At 71.7% G+C, this 24,110-nt stretch carries 33 protein-coding genes and 2 pseudogenes; 32 read left to right on the top strand and 3 right to left on the bottom strand.

From position 1 onward, the window contains the following. Nucleotides 1–3: 3 nt before the first annotated feature. The 6 genes from JUB12_RS18805 to JUB12_RS18830 are packed head-to-tail and all read left to right on the top strand — an operon-like array spanning nucleotide 4 to nucleotide 6,676. Nucleotides 4–789 carry an ABC transporter ATP-binding protein gene (locus tag JUB12_RS18805; RefSeq protein ID WP_371822347.1) on the top strand — a complete coding sequence of 262 codons (786 nt, stop codon included), beginning with the start codon at nucleotides 4–6 and terminating at the stop codon, nucleotides 787–789. Then, nucleotides 786–1,562, top strand: a complete 777-nt coding sequence (locus tag JUB12_RS18810; protein WP_205696975.1) for an ABC transporter ATP-binding protein — start codon at nucleotides 786–788, stop codon at nucleotides 1,560–1,562. Before JUB12_RS18805 ends, JUB12_RS18810 begins: the two co-directional genes overlap by 4 nt. After that, nucleotides 1,559–3,364: a long-chain fatty acid--CoA ligase gene (locus tag JUB12_RS18815; protein WP_205696976.1), complete on the top strand. Its 1,806-nt coding sequence runs from the start codon at nucleotides 1,559–1,561 to the stop codon at nucleotides 3,362–3,364. Before JUB12_RS18810 ends, JUB12_RS18815 begins: the two co-directional genes overlap by 4 nt. After that, nucleotides 3,361–4,251 carry a branched-chain amino acid ABC transporter permease gene (locus JUB12_RS18820; RefSeq protein WP_205696977.1) on the top strand — a complete coding sequence of 297 codons (891 nt, stop codon included), beginning with the start codon at nucleotides 3,361–3,363 and terminating at the stop codon, nucleotides 4,249–4,251. The genes JUB12_RS18815 and JUB12_RS18820 overlap by 4 nt, the downstream gene beginning before the upstream one ends. Next, nucleotides 4,251–5,348 (top strand): branched-chain amino acid ABC transporter permease, encoded by a 1,098-nt coding sequence (locus JUB12_RS18825; protein WP_205696978.1) that lies wholly within the window; start codon nucleotides 4,251–4,253, stop codon nucleotides 5,346–5,348. The genes JUB12_RS18820 and JUB12_RS18825 overlap by 1 nt, the downstream gene beginning before the upstream one ends. Nucleotides 5,349–5,377: 29 nt before the next feature. Further along, nucleotides 5,378–6,676 carry an ABC transporter substrate-binding protein gene (locus JUB12_RS18830; RefSeq protein WP_205696979.1) on the top strand — a complete coding sequence of 433 codons (1,299 nt, stop codon included), beginning with the start codon at nucleotides 5,378–5,380 and terminating at the stop codon, nucleotides 6,674–6,676. 83 nt (nucleotides 6,677–6,759) lie between these two features. Here the strand turns inward: JUB12_RS18830 and JUB12_RS18835 are convergent, their stop codons facing one another. Both JUB12_RS18835 and JUB12_RS18840 read right to left on the bottom strand, forming a co-directional pair. Then, nucleotides 6,760–7,131: a hypothetical protein gene (locus JUB12_RS18835; RefSeq protein WP_205696980.1), complete on the bottom strand. Its 372-nt coding sequence runs from the start codon at nucleotides 7,129–7,131 to the stop codon at nucleotides 6,760–6,762. A 42-nt stretch (nucleotides 7,132–7,173) separates the two neighbouring features. Beyond that, nucleotides 7,174–7,461, bottom strand: coding sequence for a hypothetical protein (locus JUB12_RS18840; RefSeq protein ID WP_205696981.1), 288 nt, complete (start codon nucleotides 7,459–7,461; stop codon nucleotides 7,174–7,176). Nucleotides 7,462–7,535: 74 nt separating this feature from the next. Here JUB12_RS18840 and rpsL point away from each other — a divergent pair, with 74 nt between their 5' ends. After that, on the top strand, nucleotides 7,536–7,934 hold the full coding sequence (gene rpsL, locus JUB12_RS18845) for a 30S ribosomal protein S12 (RefSeq protein ID WP_205696982.1): 399 nt from the start codon (nucleotides 7,536–7,538) through the stop codon (nucleotides 7,932–7,934). A 3-nt stretch (nucleotides 7,935–7,937) separates the two neighbouring features. After that, nucleotides 7,938–8,408 carry a 30S ribosomal protein S7 gene (gene rpsG, locus JUB12_RS18850; protein WP_205696983.1) on the top strand — a complete coding sequence of 157 codons (471 nt, stop codon included), beginning with the start codon at nucleotides 7,938–7,940 and terminating at the stop codon, nucleotides 8,406–8,408. 483 nt (nucleotides 8,409–8,891) lie between these two features. Here rpsG and JUB12_RS18855 read toward each other — a convergent pair whose 3' ends face one another. Continuing rightward, entirely contained in the window at nucleotides 8,892–9,530 is a 639-nt protein-coding gene (locus tag JUB12_RS18855; RefSeq protein ID WP_205696984.1) for a hypothetical protein, read from the bottom strand. A gap of 261 nt (nucleotides 9,531–9,791) precedes the next feature. Between JUB12_RS18855 and fusA the strand changes: the two genes are divergently transcribed. The 24 genes and pseudogenes from fusA (at nucleotide 9,792) to JUB12_RS18975 (ending at nucleotide 24,050) form a co-directional block, all read left to right on the top strand. Further along, complete coding sequence (gene fusA / locus JUB12_RS18860; RefSeq protein WP_205696985.1) at nucleotides 9,792–11,891, top strand: elongation factor G; 2,100 nt, start codon at nucleotides 9,792–9,794, stop codon at nucleotides 11,889–11,891. A gap of 97 nt (nucleotides 11,892–11,988) precedes the next feature. Beyond that, a complete protein-coding gene (tuf, locus tag JUB12_RS18865; RefSeq protein ID WP_205696986.1) occupies nucleotides 11,989–13,173 on the top strand; it encodes an elongation factor Tu in 1,185 nt (394 codons plus the stop codon). 245 nt (nucleotides 13,174–13,418) lie between these two features. Then, entirely contained in the window at nucleotides 13,419–13,745 is a 327-nt protein-coding gene (rpsJ, locus tag JUB12_RS18870) for a 30S ribosomal protein S10 (protein ID WP_205696987.1), read from the top strand. Next, a complete protein-coding gene (gene rplC, locus JUB12_RS18875) occupies nucleotides 13,745–14,362 on the top strand; it encodes a 50S ribosomal protein L3 (protein ID WP_241004320.1) in 618 nt (205 codons plus the stop codon). The genes rpsJ and rplC overlap by 1 nt, the downstream gene beginning before the upstream one ends. After that, nucleotides 14,355–14,999: a 50S ribosomal protein L4 gene (gene rplD, locus JUB12_RS18880; protein WP_205696988.1), complete on the top strand. Its 645-nt coding sequence runs from the start codon at nucleotides 14,355–14,357 to the stop codon at nucleotides 14,997–14,999. Before rplC ends, rplD begins: the two co-directional genes overlap by 8 nt. After that, nucleotides 14,999–15,301: a 50S ribosomal protein L23 gene (gene rplW, locus JUB12_RS18885; protein WP_205696989.1), complete on the top strand. Its 303-nt coding sequence runs from the start codon at nucleotides 14,999–15,001 to the stop codon at nucleotides 15,299–15,301. The genes rplD and rplW overlap by 1 nt, the downstream gene beginning before the upstream one ends. Before the next feature lie 3 nt (nucleotides 15,302–15,304). Further along, nucleotides 15,305–16,147, top strand: coding sequence for a 50S ribosomal protein L2 (gene rplB / locus JUB12_RS18890; RefSeq protein WP_205696990.1), 843 nt, complete (start codon nucleotides 15,305–15,307; stop codon nucleotides 16,145–16,147). Nucleotides 16,148–16,153: 6 nt separating this feature from the next. After that, on the top strand, nucleotides 16,154–16,429 hold the full coding sequence (rpsS, locus tag JUB12_RS18895) for a 30S ribosomal protein S19 (RefSeq protein WP_205696991.1): 276 nt from the start codon (nucleotides 16,154–16,156) through the stop codon (nucleotides 16,427–16,429). A 359-nt stretch (nucleotides 16,430–16,788) separates the two neighbouring features. After that, nucleotides 16,789–17,118: pseudogene (gene rplV / locus JUB12_RS22150) on the top strand (50S ribosomal protein L22); the annotation flags it as partial. A gap of 3 nt (nucleotides 17,119–17,121) precedes the next feature. Then, nucleotides 17,122–18,006 carry a 30S ribosomal protein S3 gene (rpsC, locus tag JUB12_RS18905; RefSeq protein WP_205696993.1) on the top strand — a complete coding sequence of 295 codons (885 nt, stop codon included), beginning with the start codon at nucleotides 17,122–17,124 and terminating at the stop codon, nucleotides 18,004–18,006. Further along, nucleotides 18,007–18,423 (top strand): 50S ribosomal protein L16, encoded by a 417-nt coding sequence (gene rplP / locus JUB12_RS18910; protein WP_205696994.1) that lies wholly within the window; start codon nucleotides 18,007–18,009, stop codon nucleotides 18,421–18,423. Beyond that, the gene (gene rpmC, locus JUB12_RS18915; RefSeq protein ID WP_205696995.1) at nucleotides 18,423–18,626 is read left to right on the top strand and encodes a 50S ribosomal protein L29; all 204 of its coding nucleotides are present in this window, start codon (nucleotides 18,423–18,425) and stop codon (nucleotides 18,624–18,626) included. The genes rplP and rpmC overlap by 1 nt, the downstream gene beginning before the upstream one ends. A 380-nt stretch (nucleotides 18,627–19,006) precedes the next feature. Then, entirely contained in the window at nucleotides 19,007–19,279 is a 273-nt protein-coding gene (rpsQ, locus tag JUB12_RS22155) for a 30S ribosomal protein S17 (RefSeq protein ID WP_241004538.1), read from the top strand. Beyond that, nucleotides 19,276–19,644, top strand: a complete 369-nt coding sequence (rplN, locus tag JUB12_RS18925; RefSeq protein WP_205696997.1) for a 50S ribosomal protein L14 — start codon at nucleotides 19,276–19,278, stop codon at nucleotides 19,642–19,644. The genes rpsQ and rplN overlap by 4 nt, the downstream gene beginning before the upstream one ends. Before the next feature lies 1 nt (nucleotide 19,645). Continuing rightward, nucleotides 19,646–19,966: a 50S ribosomal protein L24 gene (gene rplX, locus JUB12_RS18930; RefSeq protein WP_205696998.1), complete on the top strand. Its 321-nt coding sequence runs from the start codon at nucleotides 19,646–19,648 to the stop codon at nucleotides 19,964–19,966. After that, a complete protein-coding gene (rplE, locus tag JUB12_RS18935) occupies nucleotides 19,966–20,568 on the top strand; it encodes a 50S ribosomal protein L5 (RefSeq protein WP_205696999.1) in 603 nt (200 codons plus the stop codon). The genes rplX and rplE overlap by 1 nt, the downstream gene beginning before the upstream one ends. A 6-nt stretch (nucleotides 20,569–20,574) precedes the next feature. Next, nucleotides 20,575–20,760: a type Z 30S ribosomal protein S14 gene (locus JUB12_RS18940; RefSeq protein ID WP_205697000.1), complete on the top strand. Its 186-nt coding sequence runs from the start codon at nucleotides 20,575–20,577 to the stop codon at nucleotides 20,758–20,760. A 13-nt stretch (nucleotides 20,761–20,773) separates the two neighbouring features. Continuing rightward, the gene (rpsH, locus tag JUB12_RS18945) at nucleotides 20,774–21,181 is read left to right on the top strand and encodes a 30S ribosomal protein S8 (RefSeq protein WP_205697001.1); all 408 of its coding nucleotides are present in this window, start codon (nucleotides 20,774–20,776) and stop codon (nucleotides 21,179–21,181) included. A gap of 7 nt (nucleotides 21,182–21,188) precedes the next feature. Further along, complete coding sequence (gene rplF, locus JUB12_RS18950; protein WP_205697002.1) at nucleotides 21,189–21,722, top strand: 50S ribosomal protein L6; 534 nt, start codon at nucleotides 21,189–21,191, stop codon at nucleotides 21,720–21,722. A 23-nt stretch (nucleotides 21,723–21,745) separates the two neighbouring features. Continuing rightward, complete coding sequence (rplR, locus tag JUB12_RS18955) at nucleotides 21,746–22,099, top strand: 50S ribosomal protein L18 (RefSeq protein ID WP_205697003.1); 354 nt, start codon at nucleotides 21,746–21,748, stop codon at nucleotides 22,097–22,099. Beyond that, nucleotides 22,096–22,611 (top strand): annotated as a pseudogene (gene rpsE / locus JUB12_RS18960) (30S ribosomal protein S5); the annotation flags it as partial. The gene rplR and the pseudogene rpsE, both read left to right, overlap by 4 nt. A 182-nt stretch (nucleotides 22,612–22,793) precedes the next feature. Then, complete coding sequence (gene rpmD / locus JUB12_RS18965) at nucleotides 22,794–22,964, top strand: 50S ribosomal protein L30 (RefSeq protein WP_205697005.1); 171 nt, start codon at nucleotides 22,794–22,796, stop codon at nucleotides 22,962–22,964. A 2-nt stretch (nucleotides 22,965–22,966) separates the two neighbouring features. Further along, nucleotides 22,967–23,530 carry a 50S ribosomal protein L15 gene (rplO, locus tag JUB12_RS18970; RefSeq protein ID WP_205697006.1) on the top strand — a complete coding sequence of 188 codons (564 nt, stop codon included), beginning with the start codon at nucleotides 22,967–22,969 and terminating at the stop codon, nucleotides 23,528–23,530. Between the two features lie 76 nt (nucleotides 23,531–23,606). Next, complete coding sequence (locus JUB12_RS18975; protein WP_205697007.1) at nucleotides 23,607–24,050, top strand: organic hydroperoxide resistance protein; 444 nt, start codon at nucleotides 23,607–23,609, stop codon at nucleotides 24,048–24,050. Nucleotides 24,051–24,110 lie beyond the last annotated feature (60 nt).

The raw sequence follows: 24,110 nt of genomic DNA on the forward strand, positions 1-24,110 counted from the left end.
CCGATCCTGGAGGTGCACAACCTGGAGGTCGTCTACAGCGACGTCGTCCTGGTGCTGCGCGGGGTGTCCCTGACGGTCGCCGACGGCGCGATCGTGGCGCTGCTGGGCGCCAACGGCGCCGGGAAGACGACGCTCCTGCGCGCGATCACGGGGCTCCTGGCGGTCCACCGCGGCAAGGTCACGAAGGGGTCGGTCGAGCTGGCCGGCGCGCCGGTGACGCGGCTCGACGCGCCCTCGATCGTGCGCCGCGGCATCGCTCAGGTCATGGAGGGCCGGCGGATCTTCGCCGAGCTCACCGTCGACGAGAACCTCCGCGCCGGAGGCGTGACGCGCTCGAAGGCCGAGGTGCGCGAGTCGACCGACCGCGTGCTCGACCTCTTCCCGGTGCTCGCCGAGCGCCGGCGCTCCACCGCCGGCTACCTCTCGGGCGGCGAGCAGCAGATGCTCGCCATCGGCCGCGCGCTCATGGCGTCGCCGAAGCTCCTGCTGCTCGACGAGCCCTCGCTGGGCCTCGCACCGAAGGTCGTCGAGCAGGTGCGCGACGTCGTCGTCGAGGTCAACCGCCAGGGCACGAGCGTCCTGCTGGTCGAGCAGAACGCGACGATGGCGCTGTCGATCGCCTCGCACGGCTACGTGCTCGAGACGGGCAAGGTCGTCAAGGACGGGCCGGCCGACGAGCTGCGCGCCGACGCCGACATCCGCGAGTTCTACCTCGGGATGGGCGAGGCGGGACGGCGCTCGTTCCGCGACCTCAAGACCTACCGGCGCAAGAAGCGGTGGGCCGCGTGAGCGCCGGCGAGCCGCTGCTGGTCGTCGAGGACGTCGCGCTGCGCTTCGGGGGCGTCAAGGCGCTGGACGGCGTGAGCTTCGACGTGCGCCCCGGCGAGCTCTTCGCCGTCATCGGTCCCAACGGCGCGGGCAAGACGTCGATCTTCAACTGCCTCAACGGCGTCTACCACCCGCAGCGCGGGTCGATCCGCCTCGGCGGCGAGGACCTGCTCAAGCGCTCGCCGGTGGAGATCGCGCGCCTCGGCGTCGCGCGCACCTTCCAGAACCTCGGGCTCTTCATGAACCTGTCGCTGGTCGACAACCTCATGCTCGGCCGCCACCATCTGATGCGCACCGGGTTCCTCGCCGGCGCCGTGTGGTGGGGCCGGGCCAAGCGCGAGGAGGTCGAGCACCGCGCGAAGGTCGAGGAGGTCGTCGAGCTGCTCGAGCTCGAGGCCTACCGCCACGTGCCCGCCGGTCTGCTGCCCTACGGCGTGCAGAAGCGCGTCGAGCTCGGGCGCGCCCTGGCGATGGAGCCGCGGCTGCTCCTGCTCGACGAGCCGGTGGCCGGCATGAACCTCGAGGAGAGCGAGGACATGGCCCGCTACGTGCTCGAGGTCCGCGAGGCGCTCGGCCTGGCGATGGTCCTCGTCGAGCACGACATGCACCTCGTCATGGACCTCGCCGACCGCGTGCTCGCGCTCGACTTCGGCGTGCCGCTGGCCGTCGGCACGCCGGCCGAGGTGCAGGCCGACCAGCGCGTGATCGACGCGTACCTCGGGGTCGCGGCGTGACCGCCTCGGGCCCGACGCTCGTCCACGACCTGCTGCGCCACGCCGCCGAGCGGCCGGACGCCGTCGCGCTGCGCGACAAGCACCGCGGCATCTGGCGCGAGACGACGTGGGCGGGCTACGCCGACCGGGTCGCGCGCGCCGCGGCGGGGCTGCAGGCCCTGGGCGTCGGCCCTGGCGACCGCGTCGCCGTCCACGCCGAGAACCGCCCGGAGTGGCTCGTGGCCGACCTGGCGATCCAGGCGCTGGGCGCGGCGACCGTCGGCGTCTACCCGACGAGCTCGCCCGCCGAGGTCGAGCACGTGGTCGGCCACGCTGCCGCCACCGTCCTGGTCGCCGAGGACGAGGAGCAGCTCGACAAGGCGCTCGCGGTGCGCGACCGCCTTCCGGAGCTGCGCCACATCGCGGTCGTCGACCTGCGCGGCGTGGGCGACGACGCCGGCGTGACGCCGTGGGCGACCGTCGAGGAGCACGCGCCGGCGGACCTCGCCGGGCTGGCGCAGGCGCTCGACCCCGAGGCGACGGCGACGCTCGTCTACACCTCGGGGACCACGGGCCCGCCGAAGGGCGCGATGCTCTCGCACCGCAACCTCCAGGCGGCCGCACGCGCGTGCCGCGAGGTCTGGGAGGTCGGCCCGGACGACGAGGTCCTCTCGTACCTCCCGCTCTGCCACGTCGCCGAGCGCCTCTTCTCCGTGGTCAACGCCGTCGGCACCGGCTACGTCGTGCACTTCGGCGAGGGCGGGTCGGCGCCCGTCGACGACCTGCGCGAGGTGCAGCCGACGGTCTTCCTCGGCGTCCCGCGCGTGTGGGAGAAGCTCCTGGCCGGCGTCGAGATCCGCATGGCCGACGCGGGCGCCGTCAAGCGCGCCGCCTACCGCCTCGGCCTGCGCCTCGGGGAGCGGACCGCGCCGGCGCGGATGGCCGAGCAGGCGGGCGCCGGCGACCGGCTGCGCTTCGCGCTGTCGTCGCTCGTGGTCGGGCGCGCGCTGCGCCACAAGCTCGGGATGGGACGCGTGCGCATCGCGCTCTCCGGCGCGGCGCCCATCGCGCCGCAGGTGCTCCAGTGGCTGTGGGCGATCGGCGTCCCGGTGCGCGAGGGCTACGGCCAGACGGAGAACACCGCGCTGGCGACCTTCACGCCGCGCGGGGACGTGCGGCTGGGGACGGTGGGGCGCGCGCTGCCGGGCGTCGAGCTGCGCCTCGCCGAGGACGGCGAGGTCCTCACCCGCTGCGAGGGCGTCTTCCAGGGCTACTTCAAGGACCCGGACGCGACGGCGGCGACCGTCGACGCCGACGGCTGGCTGCACACGGGCGACGTGGGGGAGCTCGACGCGGACGGCTTCCTCACGATCACCGACCGCAAGAAGGACATCATCATCACCGCGGGCGGCAAGAACATCTCGCCCTCGGAGATCGAGAACCGGCTGAAGGTGTCGCCGTTCGTGCGCGAGGCGATGGTCGTCGGCGACCGCCGCAAGTTCCTCGTCGCGCTCATCGGGATCGAGCTCGACACGGTCGGCGACTGGGCCACCCGTCGCGGCATCGCCTACACCACCTACCGCGACCTCTCGCACAAGCCCGAGGTGCGGGAGCTCGTCGCGGGCTGGGTCGAGGAGGTCAACGCCGACCTCGCGCAGGTCGAGACGGTCAAGCGCTTCGCGCTGCTGGACAAGGAGCTCGACCCGGAGGACGGTGAGCTGACGCCGACGCTGAAGCTCAAGCGCCGGGCGATGGAGGAGCGCTTCGCCCGCGAGATCGAGGAGCTCTACGCCTCCGACGCGCCGGCGGTGGCGGCGCGATGAGCGAGTTCCTCCAGCTCGTCTTCGCCGGCCTGGCGCTCGGCGCGCGCTACGCCCTCGTCGCCCTGGGCTTCGTGATCATCTACAAGGCCACCGGGGTCATCAACTTCGCCCAGGGCGGGCTCGTGGCCCTCGGCGCGTACCTGGCCTACGCCTACAACAGCGTCACGCTCTTCGCCCTGGCGGTCGTGCTCGCCGCCCTGACGGCGGGCCTCGTCGGCGCGGCGGTGGAGCGCGTCGTCCTGCGGCGGATGGTCGGCCAGCCGGTCTTCGCGGTCCTCATGGTCACCATCGGGCTGCTCTTCGTCCTCGAGCAGGTCATCACCGCGGTCTGGGGCTACGACGCGCTGAACCTCGCCGACCCGTGGGGGGTCGACACGGTCAAGGCCGGCGAGGTCGTGCTCGCCGAGCGGGACCTGTGGACGCTCGGGATCGCCGGCGCGGTGCTCGCGGCGTTCTTCGTGTTCTTCCGCTTCTCGACGCTCGGCGTGGCGATGCGCGCGACCGCCTTCGACCAGGAGGCGGCGCTGGCGCAGGGCATCAGCGCCCGGCGGGTGTTCGCCGCGTCGTGGGCGATCTCGGCGGGCCTTGCCGCGCTGGCGGGCGTGACGCTCGCCGCCGGACCCGCCGCGCTCACGCCGTCGATCTCGGCGATCGCCCTCGTCGCCTTCCCGGCGATGATCGTCGGCGGGCTGGACTCCCCGGGCGGCGCGGTGGTCGGCGGCCTGCTCATCGGCGTGACCCAGTCGCTGACCTCGGGCTACCAGGAGGACGTCCTGCCGTGGGCGGGGCAGAACCTCGCCGCGGTCATGCCCTACGTCGTGATGGTCCTCATCCTGCTCGTGCGGCCCTACGGGCTGTTCGGCACGCGCGAGGTGCGGCGCGTCTGATGGCCCGCCCGTCGCGCACCCTCACCCGCCGCTACGAGGACGAGCTGCGGCTGTTCCGCACCCGCTGGTCGCAGGCCGGCCTGGTCGCGCTCGTCGCGCTCTGGGCACTGACGCCGTACGTCCTGGCCGACGACTTCTGGCTGTCGGTCCTCGACTACGCGGGCATCGCGGCGATCGGCGCCATCGGCCTGAACCTCCTGACGGGCTATGCCGGGCAGGTCTCGCTCGGCCACGCGGCGTTCCTCGGCGTCGGGGCCTACAGCGCGGGCTACCTGGGCTCGGAGCTCGAGCTGCCCTTCCTGCTGTGGCTGCCGGCGGCGGCGCTCATCGGCGGCCTGCTCGGCGCGGTGCTCGGCCCGTTCGCGCTGCGCCTCCGCGGCAACTACCTGGCGATCGTGACGCTCGGCCTCGTCTTCCTCGCCGAGCACGTCTTCCGCAACCTGCGCGACGTCACGGGCGGCAACTCGGGGCGCTCGGTCCAGGCGCCGCCCGAGGTCGGCCCGGTGGACTTCAGCGACCTGTCCTTCGGCGGCGAGTCGTTCTCGAACAACCAGGGCTGGTTCTGGCTGGTGTGGGGGCTCGTCGCGGTCGTCGCGCTCCTGGCCAAGAACATCTCGCGCACGCGGCCCGGCCGGGCGCTGCAGGCGGTCCGCGACCGCGACGTCGCCGCCGAGGTGATCGGGGTCCAGCTCGGGCGCACGAAGGTCTGGGCCTTCGCGATCTCCAGCGCGTTCGCCGCGCTGGCGGGCGGCCTGTACGGCTCCTACCAGCAGTTCGTCTCGCCGGACGAGTTCTCGCTGTTCCTGAGCATCCAGTACATCGCGATCATCATCGTCGGCGGGGTCGGGACGATCTTCGGCGCGGTGCTGGGCGCGCTGTTCCTCGGCGGCCTGCCGGGGATCATCGAGCGCTACTCGGACTCGATCCCCGGCGTCGCGACGAGCGCCGGCGGCGACGGGTTCATCAGCGTCTTCTCGCTCAACCAGGCGATCTTCGGCGCGCTCATCGTCGGCTTCCTGGTGCTCGAGCCGCGCGGGCTCGCCGCGCTCTGGCTGCGGGCGAAGGCGTGGTTCAAGGCGTGGCCGTTCGGCTACTGAGGTCAACCAGCAGGAGGAGGAGAGGGAGCATGAGGACGGTTCTGAGCAGGAGGAGGCTCGCCGCCGCGGCGGCGGCGCTCCTCGCCGCGGGCGGCCTGGCGGCCTGCGGCGGCGCGGACGACGACGAGGGCGGGGGCGGCGGCGGGACCGCGAGCTCCGGCGAGCCGGGCAAGGTGGCGGGCTTCGACGGCACGACGATCCGCGTGGGCGTCCTGACGCCGCTCACCGGGCCGGTGGCGGTCATCGGCAAGCCGCTGACCGCGGGCAACGAGGTCTTCTTCGACGCCGTCAACGCCAAGGGCGGCATCGCGGGCAAGTACAAGGTCGAGCTGGTCCAGGAGGACACGCAGTACCGGACCGACCTGACCGTCCAGAAGTACAACAAGCTCAAGTCCGACGTGGTGACGGTCGGGCAGGTGCTCGGCACGGCCAACACGCTGGCGATCGTGCCCCAGCTGCGCCGCGACGGGCTCATCGCCGCACCGGCGTCGCTCGACGGCCTCTGGGTGCGTGAGGAGACGCTGCTGCCGATCGGCGGCCCGTACCAGGTGCAGGCGATCAACGCCCTCGACCACTACGTCAACGAGGGCGGCGGCAAGGGCAAGAAGGTCTGCTCGTTCACCCAGGACGACGCCTACGGCGAGGCGGGCCAGCAGGGCCTCGAGTTCGGGGCCGAGAAGCTCGGCGTCTCGCTCGGGACCAACCAGAAGTTCAAGGTCGGCGACAAGGACGTCACCGGGCAGGTCCAGCGCCTGCGCTCGGCCGGCTGCGACATGGTCTTCCTCGTCGCGACGCCGACGGACGCCGGCACGATCTGGGGCACGGCGGCCAAGCTCGGCTTCGCGCCGCGCTGGGTCGGCCAGTCCCCGGCGTGGATCGACGAGCTCGGCGCCTCGCCGCTCAAGGACTACCTCGAGAAGACGGTGTGGATCGTCGCCGAGGGCACCGAGTGGGGCGACACGAAGGTGCCGGGCATGGCCAAGATGGTCGACGACGTCAAGCGCTACAAGCCCTCCCAGCAGCCTGACTACTACTTCGCCTTCGGCTACAACCAGGCGCGGGCGGTGGCGGGCGTGCTCGAGAAGGCCGTCCAGTCGGGCGACCTGTCCCACGACGGCATCAAGCAGGCGCTCGAGGGCCTCGGGACGTTCTCGTTCGACGGCCTGACCGGCGACTACCAGTACGGCCCGGCGGCCGACCGCGAGCCGCCGCGTTCGAGCACGATCTTCGAGGTCGACCCGGACAAGCCGTTCGGCCTTGGGACGCTGAAGTACAACGCGGAGAGCCCGCACGCCAAGGAGTTCACCTTCGAGAAGGCGGACCTCTAGGCGGGCGGTCCTGGCCGACCTCCGTCTCGCGCGCGCGTGTGCGCGCGCGAGACGAGGTGGTCGCGCCGCGGGTCGCGCCGCGCCTAGGCGGCCGGCGGCTGGCGCCGGCGCAGGAACGGCAGGCGCGTGATGTCGGCGTGCAGCCGGTCCAGCCGGCCGCCGAGGTCGTCGATGCCCGGGCCGAGGTCGTCGACGCCGCGGCGCATCAGGCCGACGTCCTCGGTCATGAGCTGCACGTCCTGGCGGACGGCCGCGAAGTCCTCGCGCAGCGCGTCGACGCCCTCCTCGAGGCGCAGGATCCCTTCGCGCATCGCGGTGGTGTCCTCGCGCATGCCGCGCAGGTCGCTGCGCATGCCGTCGAGCGAGCCGATCAGGCGCTCGATGAGACGGGGCAGCGCGACCAGCGGCTCGAGGGCGCTGCCCAGCGCCCGGGTCGGGTCCGGAAGCCGGGCCATCGGGATGATCCTACGGGGGCGTCGGACGCCCGCGCGTTCGGCCTACCCCACGAACGGCAGGCCGCTGAGGTCGTCGCGCAGCTGCTCGACGGCCTTGCGCACGTCGTGGAGGTCCTCGTCCATCGGGCGCACGTCCGTGGCCATGTCGCTGACCGTCGCCTGCAGCCCCTTGAAGCCCTCGCCCATCTCGGTGAGCCCGTCGCGCATCTCGCGGACGTCGTCGTGCAGGGCCTCCATCTGGCGCTGCAGCCGGTCGAGGCGCTCGGGCAGCGCGACGACCGCCTCGAGGGCGTGGACGGGGAGGGCGAGGAGGTCCAGCGGGCCGAGCATCGTGCACGGCGGCTGCCCGGCCTGGGTCGGCCCCGAACGGGACTGGGCGCGCCGCTGCTACCATCCCGCGCCGCATGCCGACGACGAGCCAGCTGATCCGCAAGGGTCGTTCGCCCAAGCCGAAGAAGATGGCCACTCCGGGCCTGAAGTCCGGCAAGGGCCGCAAGAAGAAGACCGCCGCCCCGCAGCGGCGCGGCGTGTGCACCCGCGTCTACACGACCACGCCGAAGAAGCCGAACTCGGCGCTTCGCAAGGTCGCGCGTGTGCGCATCACCGGCTCGATCGAGGTCACGGCGTACATCCCGGGTGAGGGGCACAACCTCCAGGAGCACTCCGTCGTGCTCGTCCGTGGTGGCCGCGTCAAGGACCTGCCGGGCGTGCGCTACAAGGTCGTCCGCGGGACGCTCGACGCCTCGGGCGTCGCGAACCGCAAGAAGGCGCGGTCCCAGTACGGCGTCAAGAAGGGGAAGTAGCCCGTGCCGCGCCGCGCAGCCGCCACCATCCGGCCCATCGAGCCGGACGCCGTCCACCGCTCCCGCCTGGTCCAGCAGGTCATCAACAAGGTGATGCTGGACGGCAAGAAGTCCACCGCCGAGCGCATCGTCTACGACGCGCTGGCGATCCTGGGCGAGAAGACCGGCAAGGACCCGGTCGAGCAGCTCGAGGCCTCGCTCAAGGCCCTCACCCCGGCCCTCGAGGTCCGCTCCCGCCGCGTCGGCGGCGCGACCTACCAGGTCCCGGTCGAGGTCCCGCCGCGCCGCGCCCGCACCCTCGCGGTGCGCTGGCTCGTCACCTTCGCCCGTCAGCGCCGCGAGCGCACGATGGCCCAGCGCCTCGCCAACGAGCTCCTGGACGCCCAGAACTCCCAGGGCGGCGCCTTCAAGCGCAAGGACGACATCTACCGCATGGCGCAGGCCAACAAGGCCTTCGCGCACTACCGCTGGTAGCGGTCGCTCCACCGCCTCCGTCTTGACCGAACGCCCGGCCGCTTGGCCGGGCGTTCGTCGTTGTGGGGGTGGGTGGCGTTCCGCGCGGGCGTGGGCGGTGGCCGGCGCCGTCGCGGTCTCGCGGTGAGGGAGGGGAGCCGGGTTCGCGGGGCGGGCGGTCGCCGGCCGCCGGCGACCCTGGAGTTGACCGCCCGTTGCGCGTGACCCTGGAGTTGACCGCCGCATGGGCGGTGAAACTTCAGGCTCGCGGGCGCGGCGGCGATGACCCTGGGGTTCGGGGCCTGGGAGGACCTCAACCCCAGGCTCGCGGAGCCCCGTCGACGCTGACCCTGCGATCTCCGGTCTCCCACGCCGGAGACGACAGGGTCACGGCCGACGGACCGCCGGGGCGCCTCGCGAAACCACGCGCGCGCCGGCCGGTTCCCCTCCTCAGTGCGAGACAGCGGCGGCTCGCGAGCAGCGAACGCCGGAACGGAGCTCCCTCTACGTCGGGTCGTCCGCGAACCAGTCGTCCGGCTCGCGCCGCCCCGTCGGCGCGTCGTCCTCGGCCGGCTCGCGGTCACCGCCACGCCGGCGCCGCCGCGGAAGGCGCCGCGCTCGCGGGGCACGCGGCGCGGCGCGACCCTCCGGCGCGGTCCGGCCCTCCCGCCGCTCCCGCTCCCGCCCGGCGCCCGCGGCACCCCCGGCCCCCGCCGCCGCCCCCGCGGGCAGCAGGAACAACCCGCCACCCGCCAGCAGCAGCAGCGCGCCGCCCGCGGTCTCGAGGTAGTAGCCCGACTCCGGCCCGGCCGTCGCCTGCTCGTAGAGCTCGCCGACCTGCCCGGTGTCGTCCAGCGCGGGCAGGTCCCAGACGAGCGCGATCGCCAGCGCCGCCAGTCCGGCCGCGACGAGCGCCAGGGCGGCCGGCCGCGCGCCGCGCAGCGCCCCCGCGAGCATCACGAGCGCGAAGCCCGCGAGCACGAGGAGGGCCGGGCCGTGGCGCTCCCAGCCGGTGCGCTCCGTGTCGATGTCGGCCGCGATCTCGGAGGTGGTCAGGACCTCGATCTGGAGGACGAGCGAGAACGTCGCGACGACGAGCGCCACGCACCCCGCGAGCCCGATGAGCGCGAGCAGCGCACGCACCGCGGAGGACGTCGGGACGCGGACGGCGGAGGTCAGCCCGGAGCGCCCCGGGGCATCCCGAGATGCCGAGAGCGCCTTGCTATCATCGTCCTCCGCCCCGCGGTCTGGCGTGCTCACGCGTGCCCTCCCACGGAGCGCCTGTTGCCCGCCGATGCGGACCTCGAGGACATAGCGCGACGACCCAGGGACACCCCTGTCGTACGCGCGGGCCCGAGGGGCCCGTTTTCTTTGCCCGCACTAGAGAAGAGCCGACCCAGAGACATGCCGCGCAAGTACTCCCTCGAGAACACCCGGAACATCGGGATCATGGCGCACATCGACGCCGGCAAGACGACCACGACCGAGCGGATCCTCTACTACACCGGTCGCACCTACAAGATCGGTGAGGTCCACGAGGGCGCGGCCACGATGGACTGGATGGAGCAGGAGCAGGAGCGCGGCATCACGATCACGTCGGCCGCGACGACCTGCGAGTGGCGCGACCACCGCATCAACATCATCGACACGCCGGGCCACGTCGACTTCACCGTCGAGGTGGAGCGCTCGCTGCGCGTGCTCGACGGTGCCATCGCCCTCTTCGACTCCGTCGCCGGCGTCGAGCCGCAGTCCGAGACGGTCTGGCGCCAGGCCGACCGCTACTCGGTCCCGCGCATCGCCTTCGTCAACAAGATGGACCGCATCGGCGCGAACTTCGACAACGCGGTCCAGACCATGATCGACCGCCTCGGTGCGCACCCCGTCCCGGTGCAGCTGCCGATCGGGGCCGAGTCCGAGTTCCAGGGCATCATCGACCTCGTGGGGATGAAGGCCATCCTCTACAAGGACGACCTCGGCAAGGACTTCGACGTCGTCGACATCCCCGAGTCCGAGAAGGCTCGCGCGGAGGAGGCCTACGAGCACCTCATCAACGAGGTCTCCGACTACGACGACGAGATCGCCGAGCTCTTCCTCGAGGAGGGCGAGGTCCCGAAGGACAAGCTCATCGCCGCGATCCGCCAGGCGACGCTCGACATCAAGCTGACCCCGGTCTTCTGCGGCTCGGCCTTCAAGAACAAGGGCGTGCAGCCGCTGCTGGACGCGGTGCTCGACTACCTGCCCTCGCCGCTGGACGTCCCGGCCATCACCGGCACGGTCACCAGCAAGGACGGCGAGGAGGTCGAGGCCAGCCGCCCCGCTTCCGACGACGAGCCGTTCGCGGCGCTCGCCTTCAAGATCATGGCCGACCCGTTCGTCGGCAAGCTCACGTACTTCCGCGTCTACTCGGGCAAGCTCGAGGCGGGCTCGCGCGTGCTCAACGTCGGCTCCGGCCGCACCGAGCGCGTCGGGCGCATCCTGATGATGCACGCCAACGACCGCGAGGAGCTCACCGAGGTCTACGCGGGCGACATCGCCGCCGGCGTCGGCATCAAGCAGATCGTCACCGGCGACACGCTGGCCGCGCCCGACGCGCCGATCAAGCTCGAGTCGATGGACTTCCCGGAGCCGGTCATCAAGGTGGCCGTCGAGCCCAAGACGAAGTCCGACCAGGAGAAGATGTCGGTCGCCCTGGGCCGCCTGGCCGAGGAGGACCCGACCTTCCAGGTCCAGACGAACGAGGAGACCGGCCAGACCGAGATCTCCGGCATGGGCGAGCTGCACCTCGAGGTGCTGGTCGACCGCATGAAGCGCGAGTTCAACGTCGAGGCGAACGTCGGCCGCCCGCAGGTCTCCTACCGCGAGACCATCCGCGGCACCGCCCAGAAGGTCGAGGGCAAGTTCGTGCGCCAGACCGGCGGCTCGGGCCAGTACGGCGTCGTCTACATCGACATCGAGCCGGCCCCGGGCGAGGGCTTCGACTTCGTCTCGAAGATCAAGGGCGGCGCGATCCCGACCGAGTTCATCCCGGCCGTGGAGAAGGGCGTCGAGGAGGCCCTCCAGACCGGCGTCAAGGCCGGCTACCCGATGGTCGACGTCCGCGTGACCCTCGTCGACGGCAAGTACCACGAGACCGACTCCTCGGAGATCGCCTTCAAGGTCGCGGGCTCGCTCGCGCTCAAGGAGGCGACCAAGCGCGCGAAGCCCGTGCTCCTCGAGCCGATCTTCGCCGTCGAGGTCGTCACCCCGGAGGACTTCCTGGGCGACGTCATCGGCGACCTGTCCCGCCGGCGCGGCCGCGTCGAGGGCCAGGAGCGCCGCGGCAACGCGCTCGCGGTCACCGGCAAGGTGCCGCTGTCGGAGATGTTCGGCTACGCCACGGACCTGCGCTCCAACACGCAGGGCCGCGCGACCTACACGATGCAGTTCGACAGCTACGACGAGGTGCCGCCGAACATCGCCGAGAAGGTCATGGAGGGCCGCAGCGGCGACGCCCAGGCCGCCTAGGCCCCGGAACGCGCCCAATCTGCGGGCGCGCTACCTTCCCCTGGTTCGCCAGGACACGAGCAGTACGACTTCCACCCCTTAGGAGACACGAAGCGAGATGGCGAAGGAGAAGTTCGAGCGGGACAAGCCGCACGTCAACGTCGGCACGATCGGTCACATCGACCACGGCAAGACGACGCTGACCGCGGCCATCACCACCGTCCTGGCGGAGAAGATGGGCGGCGAGGCCAAGTCCTTCGCCGAGATCGACAACGCTCCGGAGGAGAAGGAGCGCGGGATCACCATCGCGACGTCGCACGTCGAGTACCAGACGGACTCCCGCCACTACGCGCACGTCGACTGCCCCGGGCACGCCGACTACGTCAAGAACATGATCACCGGCGCCGCGCAGATGGACGGCGCGATCCTCGTGGTCTCCGCTGCCGACGGCCCCATGCCGCAGACGCGCGAGCACATCCTGCTCGCCCGCCAGGTCGGCGTGCCGTACATCGTCGTGTTCCTCAACAAGGCCGACATGGTCGACGACGAGGAGCTCCTCGAGCTCGTCGAGGTCGAGGTGCGCGACCTGCTCTCCGAGTACGACTTCCCGGGCGACGACATCCCGTTCATCACGGGGTCGGCCCTGAAGGCGCTCGAGGGCGACGAGGAGTACAAGCAGAAGATCTTCGAGCTGGCCGACGCGCTGGACTCCTACATCCCGGAGCCCACGCGTGACCTCGACAAGCCGTTCCTGATGCCGGTCGAGGACGTCTTCTCGATCACGGGCCGCGGCACCGTCGCCACCGGCCGCATCGAGCAGGGCGTCGTCAACACCGGCGACACCGTCGAGATCGTGGGCATCAAGGCCACGACGAACACGGTCGTCACCGGCGTCGAGATGTTCCGCAAGATCCTCGACCAGGGCCAGGCCGGCGACAACGTCGGCTGCCTCCTGCGCGGCACCAAGCGCGAGGAGATCGAGCGCGGGCAGGTCCTCTGCAAGCCGGGCTCCATCACCCCGCACACGAAGTTCAAGGCCGAGGTCTACATCCTCAAGAAGGAGGAGGGCGGTCGCCACACGCCGTTCTTCTCCGGGTACCGCCCGCAGTTCTACTTCCGCACCACCGACGTGACGGGTGCCGCGAAGCTGCCTGAGGGCGTCGAGATGGTCATGCCGGGCGACAACGTCCAGATGGAGATCGAGCTCATCCAGCCGATCGCCATGGACCAGGGTCTCCGGTTCGCGATCCGCGAGGGCGGCCGCACGGTCGGCTCGGGCGTGGTCGCGGAGATCGTCGAGTAGCACCGCTGTACGCGGGGGCGGGCCGGCCGGCGGCCCGCCCCTCGCGCTGACAACGAGGCCGGCGTGACAGGGAACCTCGGGGCACGGCCCCGCAGGCCCCATCGAATCGCCGGGGCGGCAGCGATCGCCCCACACCCGCCGGGCGGGTTTCGCGCGTTCTGCGACGGATCCACCGGCATCGGCGCGTGACGCGCCAGCAGACTTCCTACATCGGACAGCAGACGGAAGAGACAGCGAAGAGCCCCATGGCCGCCGCCACCCAGAACAAGATCCGCATCCGCCTCAAGGCCTACGACCACTCGGCCATCGAGACCGCGGCGAAGGAGATCGTCGAGACCGCGACGCGCACGGGCGCGACGGTCGCCGGCCCCGTCCCGCTGCCCACGGAGAAGAACGTCTACGCGGTCCTGCGCGGCCCGTTCAAGGACAAGGACTCCCAGGAGCACTTCGAGATCCGCACGCACAAGCGGCTGATCGACATCCACTCGCCGACCCCGAAGACGGTGGACTCGCTCCAGCGCCTGGACCACCTCCCGGCCGGCGTCAACATCGAGATCAAGCTGGTGGGCTGATGCCGGCGATCCTCGCGAAGAAGCTCGGCATGACCCAGCTGTTCCTCGAGGACGGCCGGGTCGAGCGCGTCACGGTCCTCGAGGCCGGCCCCTGCCCCGTCACCGCGGTCCGCACGCAGGACCGCGACGGGTACGAGGCCGTGCAGCTCGCCTTCGGTGCCACGAAGGAGAAGCACCTGACCAAGGCCGAGCTCGGCCACCTCAAGAAGACCGGCGCAGGCCCGTACAAGCACCTCGTCGAGTTCCGCGACGAGGTCGGCGAGCTCACCGTGGGCGAGACCGTCAAGGTCGACGCCTTCGAGGTCGGCCAGAAGGTCAAGGTCTCCGGCACCTCCAAGGGCAAGGGCTTCCAGGGCACGATCAAGCGCCACGGCTTCGCGGCCGGCCCGAAGTCCCACGGCTCGCACAACGTGCGCGCCCCCGGCTCGATCGGCGCGTCCGCCTGGCCCGCCCGCGTGATGAAGGGCATCCGCGGCCCCGGCCAGATGGGCAACGAGCGCGTGACGCAGAAGGGCCTGGAGATCGTCCGCATCGACGCCGACCAGAACCTGCTGCTCATCCGCGGCTCCGTCCCCGGTCCCAAGTCGTCCGTCGTGGAGGTGCGCACCGATGCCTAGCGCCAAGAACCTGAACGGGTCCGACGTCCAGCTGGACGACGCGGCCTTCGGCGCGCCGTTCAACGGCCCGCTGGTGCACGACTCGGTCCGCGCCGAGCTCGCGGCGCGCCGCCAGGGCACGCACGCGACCAAGACGCGCGGCCAGGTCCGCGGCGGCGGCGCCAAGCCGTGGCGCCAGAAGGGCACCGGCCGTGCCCGCGCCGGCTCGTCGCGCTCGCCGATCTGGACCGGCGGCGGCACCGTCTTCGGGCCGCAGCCGCGCTCCTACACCTTCAAGGTCAACCGCAAGGAGAAGCGCGCCGCCCTGCGCAGCGCGCTGAGCGTCCACGCCGAGCGCGGCACGGTCGCGGTCTTCGACCCGGCGTCGTTCATCGACACGCCGTCCACGAAGTCCGCCGCCAAGCTCGTGACCGACTGGGGCGCCAAGGGCTCCGTGCTGGTCGTCCTCACCGACGACCAGCAGCGCGCCGCCCTGTCCTTCCGCAACCTGCCGGCCGTCCGGGGCGTGCTGCCCGTCGACGGCGTCGGCGTGGTCGACGTCGTCGGCGCCGCGAACCTCCTCGCCTCCCAGGAGGCGCTGGACGCGCTCGCCGCGCGGGCCACGGGCACCAAGAGCGCCGAGGAGGTGCAGGCCTGATGGACGCCAGCAAGGTCATCATCCGCCCGGTCGTCAGCGAGAAGTCCTACGTCCTCGCCACGGCCGACAAGTACGTCTTCCGCGTCCATCCCGACGCGCACAAGACCCAGATCCGCCAGGCGATCGAGGAGCTGTTCGACGTCCACGTCGTCAGCGTCCGCACGATGAGCGTGAAGTCCAAGCCCAAGCGCCGCGGCCTGCACAGCGGCCGCACGCGGGAGTGGAAGAAGGCCGTCGTGCAGGTCCGCCCGGGCGAGTCCATCCCGATCTTCCAGGGCCTGCAGGGCCTCGAGGAGTCCTAGGCCATGGCCATCCGCAAGCCCAAGCCGACGAGCCCGGGTCGCCGCTTCGCGACGTACCCGGACTTCGCCGAGATCACGAAGACCACGCCGGAGAAGACCCTCGTCGAGGGCCTGACCAAGTCCGGCGGGCGCAACGCGCGCGGCCGCAAGACCGCCCGCCACCGTGGCGGCGGGGCCAAGCGCCTGTACCGCAAGGTGGACTTCAAGCGCCGCCGCGACGGGATCCCCGCCAAGGTCGCCGCGATCGAGTACGACCCCAACCGCACCGCCTACATCGCGCTGCTGCACTACGCCGACGGCGTCAAGAGCTACATCCTGGCTCCGGCGCGCCTGCAGGTCGGCATGACGGTGAGCTCCGGCCCCGAGGCCGAGATCGCCGTCGGCAACTGCCTGCCGCTGCGCAACATGCCGACCGGCACCGTGGTGCACAACGTCGAGCTCCAGCCGGGGCGCGGCGGCCAGCTCGGCCGCTCGGCCGGCACGTCGATCCAGCTCATGGCCAAGGACGGCGACATGGCGACCCTGCGCCTGCCCTCGGGCGAGATGCGCATGGTCCGCGCCGAGTGCCGCGCCACCGTGGGCGTCATCGGCAACGCCGACCACCAGAACGTCAAGGTGGGCAAGGCCGGCCGCAAGCGCCACATGGGCGTGCGCCCGCAGACGCGCGGCACCGCGATGAACCCCGTCGACCACCCGCACGGTGGTGGCGAGGGCTCGACCACGCCGGGCCGTCACCCGGTCACGCCGTGGGGCGTGCCGACGCTCGGCTACCGCACGCGCAAGAAGAACAAGCCGTCTGACCGCTACATCGTCCGCGGCCGCCGCCGTGGCAAGGGCAAGAGGTAGTAAGCCGTGAGCCGTTCGAGCAAGAAGGGCCCGTTCGTCGAGGAGCGCCTCCTCCAGCGTGTGGAGCGCATGAACGACGCCGGTGGGTCCAAGCAGATGATCAAGACCTGGTCGCGGGCCTCGACGATCTTCCCCGAGATGGTCGGCCACACGATCGCCGTGCACGACGGGCGCAAGCACGTCCCGGTGTTCGTGAGCGAGTCCATGGTCGGCCACAAGCTCGGCGAGTTCGCGCCGACGCGGACCTACCGCGGCCACGCCGACACCGGGAAGAAGCGATGAGCGACGCCGACGAGAAGACCCCCGACGTCGAGGAGACGCCGGACGTCGAGGAGACGGCCGCCGTCGAGGAGACCCCCGAGGCCAGCGCCGACGAGGCCGTCGTCGAGGAGACCCCTGCGGTCGACTCGGCGGAGGTCGCCGACGAGGCGCCGGTCGCCGCTGCCGCCACGGGCGCTGACGGGTCCGAGGCCGAGGAGGCCGAGGAGCCGAAGGCCGAGGCCAAGCCCAAGCGCTCCCGCGCGAAGAAGCCCGCCGCCGAGAAGGCGCAGGAGCCGGTCGAGGAGAAGACCCCGGCCGCTCCGGCGCCGACCCGCAAGCGCGACCGCCCCGCGGCCTCCAACGGCGAGGTCCAGGTCGTCCGCGCCCAGGCGAAGTTCGTGCGCACCTCCGCCCGCAAGGCGCGGCTGGTCTGCGACCACCTCCGCGGCAAGTCCGTCGAGGAGGCCCGCGCGATCCTGCTGCACACGCCTCGTCACGTGGCGCGCGACTGGAGCAAGCTGCTCGAGTCCGCCGTCGCCAACGCGGAGCACAACCACGAGCTCGTCGGCGACGAGCTGCGCATCCTGTCCATCACCGCCGACGAGGGCCCGACCATCAAGCGCTTCCAGCCGCGCGCGATGGGTCGCGCGACGCGCATCCGCAAGCGGACCGCGCACCTGTCGATCGCCCTGACCACGAAGGAGTCCTGAGTCATGGGGCACAAGGTCCATCCCGAGTCCATGCGCGTGGGCTACATCCACGACTGGAAGTCCAACTGGTTCGTGGAGAAGGGCTTCGACGACTACCTCGCCGAGGACGTGCAGATCCGTGAGCACATCCTGGGCAAGCTGTCGCACGCCGGCCTGTCGGACATCACGATCCGCAAGGACGCCAACGAGGTGGAGGTCAACATCCACACGGCGCGTCCCGGCATCGTGATCGGCAAGTCCGGCTCCGAGGTCGACGCCCTGCGCCGCGATCTGCATCGCATGACCAAGAAGCAGATCAAGGTCAACATCCTCGAGATCAAGCGCCCCGAGCTCGACGCGAAGCTCGTCGCGCAGTCGATCGCCGAGCAGCTGCAGAACCGCGTCGCCTTCCGCCGCGCGATGAAGCGCGCGCTCATGAGCGCCATGCGCTCGGGCGCCAAGGGCTGCAAGATCCAGGTCTCCGGCCGCCTCGGCGGCGCCGAGATGGCCCGGCGCGAGCAGTACTCGGACGGCCGCGTGCCGCTCCACACGCTGCGCGCCGACATCGACTACGGCTTCTGGGAGGCCCGCACCACCTTCGGCCGCATCGGCGTGAAGGTGTGGATCAACAAGGGCGAGATCATGCCGGAGGGCTACTCCGGCGCCGACCTCACCGAGATCGAGGCCCCGCAGCAGGCCGGCGTCGGCGCCGGCGACGACCGGCGGCGTGGCCGTGGCGACCGTGGTGGTCGTGACGGCGGCGGGCGCGGTCGTGGTGGCCGCGGCGGCGGTCCCGGCGGCGGCGGTGGCCGCGGCGGCGGGTTCGGCGGCGGCGGCGGTGGTGGTCGCGGCGGCGGTGGCCGAGGTGGCCAGGGCGGCGGCGGCGGGTACCGCGGAGGGGGTCGCTAGATGCTCTCCCCGAAGCGCGTCAAGCACCGCAAGCAGCACCGCGGTCGCCGTGCGGGTCTCTCGCGCGGCCAGACCAAGGTGCAGTTCGGCGAGTACGGCCTGAAGTCGCTCGAGGCCGGCTGGCTGACGAACCGCCAGATCGAGGCTGCTCGCATCGCGATGACCCGCAAGATCAAGCGTGGCGGCAAGGTCTGGATCAACGTCTATCCCGACAAGCCCTACACGAAGAAGCCGGCCGAGACCCGCATGGGCTCCGGCAAGGGCTCGCCCGAGGGCTGGGTCGCCGTGGTCAAGCCCGGGCGCGTCATGTTCGAGCTGGCCGGCGTGCCGGAGCCCCTGGCCCGCGAGGCGATCCGCCTCGCCGGCATGAAGCTCCCGGTGAAGTCGAAGTTCGTGACGGCGGAGGACGAGGGCTGATGAAGGCCAAGGAGATCCGCGACCTCGAGGACCAGGAGCTCGTGGAGCACATCAGGACCGTGCGCCGCGACCTCTTCGGCATCCGCTTCCAGCACGCCACCGGCGAGCTGGAGAACACCGCCGGCCTGCGCACCACCAAGCGCGACCTGGCCCGCGCCCTGACCATCGCGCAGCAGCGCGGCATCGACACCAGCAACCTGTGATGGCTGACGAGACTGAGAACCCCACCCCCGAGGAGCCCACGGCCGCCGCTGAGGCGCCCGAGGCCCCGGAGGCTGCCGACGAGGCTGCTGCGACGGCTGAGGCGACGGACGCCCCGGAGGCCGCCGGCACCGGCGAGGCCACCGAGACGGCCGACCCGACCAGCGAGCCGGAGGCCGAGGCCCCCAAGGAGCCCGGTCCCCCGCCGGCGACCCCGAAGGAGCGCAAGCTCGCTGCGCGCGCCCGCCGTGGTGCGCGCCGCCTGCAGACGCCCGAGGAGCGCGCCGAGGCCCGCAAGCGCAAGGCCGCGGAGCGCAGCCGCTGGCGCGCCAAGCAGCGCGAGAAGAAGGCCAAGGACCGCGCCGAGAACGGCCCGCGGTCGGTGACGCCGCCCAAGGAGCACGGCGAGGGGCGCCCGAAGGTGCGCCTCGGCACCGTCGTCTCCGACAAGGCGGACAAGACGATCACCGTCCGCATCGACGTCGCTCGCCGGCACCGGCGCTACGAGAAGATCGTGCGCTCGTCGTCGACGCTGCACGCGCACGACGAGACCAACGACGCCCGCACGGGCGACCTGGTCAAGGTCGTCGAGTCGCGTCCCCTGAGCGCCACGAAGCGCTGGCGCCTCGTCGAGGTCATGGAGCGGGCCAAGTGATCCAGAACGAGACCCGCCTCAAGGTCGCCGACAACACCGGCGCCCGCGAGATCCTCTGCATCCGCGTGCAGGGCGGCTCCCGCCGTCGCTACGCCGGTGTCGGGGACGTCATCACCGCCACGGTCAAGCAGGCCGCGCCCAACGGCAACGTCAAGAAGGGCGAGGTCGTCAAGGCGGTCGTCGTGCGCACGAAGAAGTCCTTCGGCCGCGACGACGGCACCTACATCGCGTTCGACGAGAACGCGGCGGTGATCATCGACGCCCAGAACAACCCGCGCGGCACCCGCATCTTCGGGCCGGTCGCGCGCGAGCTGCGCGAGCGCAACTTCATGAAGATCGTCTCGCTCGCGCCGGAGGTGCTCTAGAATGGGCCTTCGCATCCGCCGTGACGACCTCGTGCAGGTCATCGCCGGCAAGGACCGCGGCAAGACGGGCAAGGTCCTCCGCGTCGACCCCAAGAAGCAGCGGGTCTACGTCGAGGGCCTCAACCTCGTCAAGCGTCACCAGCGGGCCACGCAGCTGAACCCGAACGCCGAGGTCGGCGTCGTGGAGCGCGAGGCCCCCATCCACATCTCGAACGTCATGCTCGTCGACCCGCAGACGAACAAGCCGACCCGCGTGGGCGTGTCCCGCGAGGGCGGCGCGTACAACCGGGTCACCAAGGGCTCGAACTCCAAGCTCGACTGATGGCCGCCACGACCGACATCCCGCCTGCTCGCCTGAAGCAGGACTACCTCGAGCGCATCCGCCCCGCGCTGTTCGAGCGCTTCGGCTACTCGAGCATCATGGAGGTGCCGCGCATCGAGAAGATCACGCTGAACATGGGCGTGGGCGAGGCCAAGCAGGACTCCAAGGTCCTCGAGGCCGCCACCGACCAGCTCTCGAAGATCGCCGGCCAGAAGCCGAACATCCGTCGTGCGCGCAAGTCGATCGCCCAGTTCAAGCTCCGCGAGGGCATGGCCGTCGGCCTCAGCGTCACGCTGCGGCGCGAGCGCGCCTACGAGTTCCTCGACCGCCTGACGACGGTCGCGCTCCCGCGCGTGCGCGACTTCCGTGGCATCAAGGCCACGTCGTTCGACGGCCGCGGCAACTACTCGATGGGCCTGCGCGAGCAGGTGATCTTCCCGGAGATCGACTACGACGCCGTCGACGCGATCCGCGGCCTCGACGTCACGATCACCACCTCGGCCAAGACCGACGAGGAGGCCTACGCGCTCCTCGAGGCCTTCGGGCTGCCGTTCACCCGCGAGGGCAACCCGTACGCCAAGACCCAGGACCAGGAGGGCTAAGCACCCATGGCCAAGACGTCCCAGAAGGTGCGCCAGTCCCGGCCCGCCAAGTACAAGACCCGCGAGTACACCCGCTGCCGTCGCTGCGGGCGCCCGCGTGCCGTGTACCGCAAGTTCGGGGTCTGCCGCATCTGCCTGCGCGAGCTCGCGCACCAGGGCTTCATCCCCGGCATGACCAAGTCGAGCTGGTAGGGGAGGTCGCAGCATGAGCATGACCGACCCCGTCGCCGACTTCCTGACCCGGATCCGCAACGCGATCCAGGCCGCGCACGGCACCGTCGAGATCCCCTCGTCGCGCCTGAAGAAGGAGATGGCCCGGATCCTCCAGGAGCAGGGCTACATCGCCCAGCACGAGGTCCTCGACCCCGACGCCGAGCACCCCGGCGAGCGCATCCGCATCCAGCTCAAGTACACCGACGACCGTCGCTCGGCCATCTCGGGCCTGCGCCGCGTGTCCCGCCCGGGTCAGCGCCACTACGCCGGCCCCAAGGCCATGCGCAAGGTCCAGGGCGGCCTGGGCGTGGCGATCGTCTCGACGTCCTCCGGCGTCATGACCGACCACGACGCGCGCAAGGCGGGCGTCGGTGGCGAGGTCGTGGCGGAGGTCTGGTAGCCACGACATGTCCCGCATTGGCCGCAAGCCCATCACCGTCCCCGCCGGCGTCACCGTCTCGATCGAGCCGGAGGTCGTCCGCGTCAACGGTCCCCGCGGTGAGCTCCAGGAGCGCATCCACCGCGACATCACCGTCGCCCAGGACGGCGACACCCTGACCGTGACCCGCCCGACCGACCGCGGCGAGCACCGCGCCCTGCACGGGCTCACCCGCTCGCTCGTGGCCAACATGGTCGAGGGCGTCACCTCGGGCTACCAGAAGGTCCTCGAGATCCAGGGCGTCGGCTACCGCGCGACCCTGAAGGGCAAGGACCTCGAGCTGGCGCTGGGCTACTCCCACCCGGTCTCGATCAAGGCCCCCGACGGCATCGAGTTCGAGGTCCCGCAGCCGACGCGCGTCGTCGTCAAGGGCATCTCGAAGCAGGTCGTCGGCGAGGTCGCCGCCAACATCCGCAAGCAGCGTCCGCCGGAGCCCTACAAGGGCAAGGGCATCCGCTACGAGGGCGAGTACGTCGCCCGCAAGGTCGGCAAGCGCGCCTAGCCGCCGACGAGGAAGAAGACTCCATGAGCGTCACCACCAAGCCCGCCAAGCGGCTCAAGCGCCGCCGCCGCGTGCGCGCGAAGGTCATCGGCACGGCGACCCGCCCGCGCATCTCGACCTTCCGCTCCAACCGGGGCATCTTCGGGCAGCTGATCGACGACGAGGCCGGCCGCACGCTGGCCGCCGTCGCCTGGACCGAGGCCGACCTGCGGGGGCTCAAGCCCCTCGAGCAGGCGACCGCGGCCGGCAAGCTGCTCGCCGAGCGCGCCAAGGCGGCCGGCATCGACCGCGCGGTCTTCGACCGCGGCGGCTACCAGTACCACGGGCGCGTCAAGGCCTTCTGCGAGGGCTGCCGCGAGGGAGGGCTCGCCGTATGAGCATCGGCACCGACATCGACCGCTCGGTCTCGCCCGTCGGGCTGGACCTCCAGGAGCGCGTCGTCGAGATCAACCGCGTCGCGAAGGTCGTCAAGGGCGGCCGCCGCTTCTCGTTCACCGCGCTCGTCGTGGTGGGGGACGAGAACTCGGTCGTCGGCGTCGGCTACGGCAAGGCCAACGAGGTCCCGACGGCGATCCAGAAGGGCGTCGAGCACGCGAAGAAGAACCTCTTCCGCGTGCCGAAGCACGGCTCGACCATCACGCACCAGACCACGGGCATCTTCGGCTCGGGCCGCGTGCTGCTCAAGCCAGCCTCGCCCGGTACCGGCGTCATCGCCGGCGGCGGCGTGCGCGCGGTGCTCGAGCTCGCGGGGATCCACGACATCCTCTCGAAGTCGCTGGGCACCCAGAACCCGATCAACCTGGTGAAGGCCACGATCGCCGGCCTGCAGAGCCTGCGCAAGCCCGAGGAGGTCGCGCAGCTGCGCGGCATCTCGGTCGCGCAGGTGCTCGGCCTGAGCGAGGAGGCCGGCGCGTCCGAGGTGCTCGAGGGCGCCCCGGCCGACGAGCCGGTCGCCGAGGCCGACACGACCGACCTGCCCCCGGAGGCCTCGTCCGAGGCCGAGGCCGCCGCGGAGACCCCCGCGCCGACCGAGCCGGTGGAGCAGGCCGCTGAGGAGGAGGCCGCGTCCTGATGAAGGTCACGCAGGTCAAGTCGAAGAACGGCTCCAACCAGAAGCAGCTCGACACGCTGCGGTCGCTCGGCCTGCGCCGGATCGGCCACACGGTCGAGGTCAAGGACACCCCCCAGGCGCGAGGCATGGTGCACCGCGTGCGCCACCTCGTCACGGTCCAGGAGGACTAGCCATGGCCGACGAGCAGCAGCAGGTCGACGCGGCGGACGTCGCGCTCCACACCCTCAAGCCGGCCCCGGGCTCGCGCAAGCCGCGCAAGCGCGTCGGCCGCGGTGAGGGCTCGGGCACCGGCAAGACGTCGGGCCGCGGCCAGAAGGGCGCGGGCTCGCGCTCGGGCTCGAAGTCGCGCTCGAACTTCGAGGGCGGCCAGATGCCGATCCACATGCGGATGCGCAAGCTGCGCGGTCCGCACATGAAGAAGTCCATGCCGTTCGAGCCGTTCCGGACGCTCACGCAGGCCGTGAACCTCTCGGACCTCGAGGACCGCTTCGACGCCGGCGCCGAGGTCACGATCGACGCGCTCAAGGCCGCCGGCCTGGGCAAGCGCAAGGACGTCGCCATCAAGGTGCTGGGCCGCGGCGAGCTGTCGAAGGGGCTGACCGTGCACGCGCACGGCTTCTCGGCCTCGGCGCGCGCCGCGATCGAGGGCGCCGGCGGCACGTGCGTCGTCGTCGAGGAGGGTCGCCCCTCCAGCGCGCCGAAGGTCCAGGCGGCCCCGGCCGCCGACGCCGAGTAGGCGCTGGGCCCACATCGCACGCAGGCTTCGACGGCCGTCCCCCAGGGGGCGGCCGTCGCCGTTGTAGGTTCGCGCGATGGCGAAGGTGATCTACACGGCGGAGGCCCACGTGACCGGCGGTCGCGCCGAGGGCCACGGCAAGACGACCGACGGGGCGCTGGAGGTCGACCTGCGCCTCCCGGCCGAGATGGGCGGCCAGGGCGGCGGGACGAACCCCGAGCAGCTCTTCGCCGTCGGCTACGCGGCGTGCTTCGAGGGCGCGATCGGGGTGGTCGGCCGGCGGCTCAAGGCGGAGGTCGGCGACGTCGGGGTCGACTCGAAGGTCTCGCTCCTGCCCACGGGCGACGGCGGCTTCAAGCTCGCGGTGCGCCTCGACGTGGCGCTGCCCTCGGTGGACGACGCCGAGACCGCGAAGCAGATCGTCGTCAAGTCCCACGAGGTCTGCCCGTACTCCAACGCGACCCGCGGGAACATCGACGTGGAGCTCTACGCCAACGGGGAGGCCGTCAGCGGGGCCTGACCCGCTGCATGCATCGATCGGCGGATCTTCCGCTCTGCAGGCTGAAGATCCGCCACTCGA

Source organism: Conexibacter sp. SYSU D00693, assembly GCF_017084525.1.
In the GTDB taxonomy this organism is placed as follows: Bacteria; Actinomycetota; Thermoleophilia; order Solirubrobacterales; family Solirubrobacteraceae; genus Baekduia.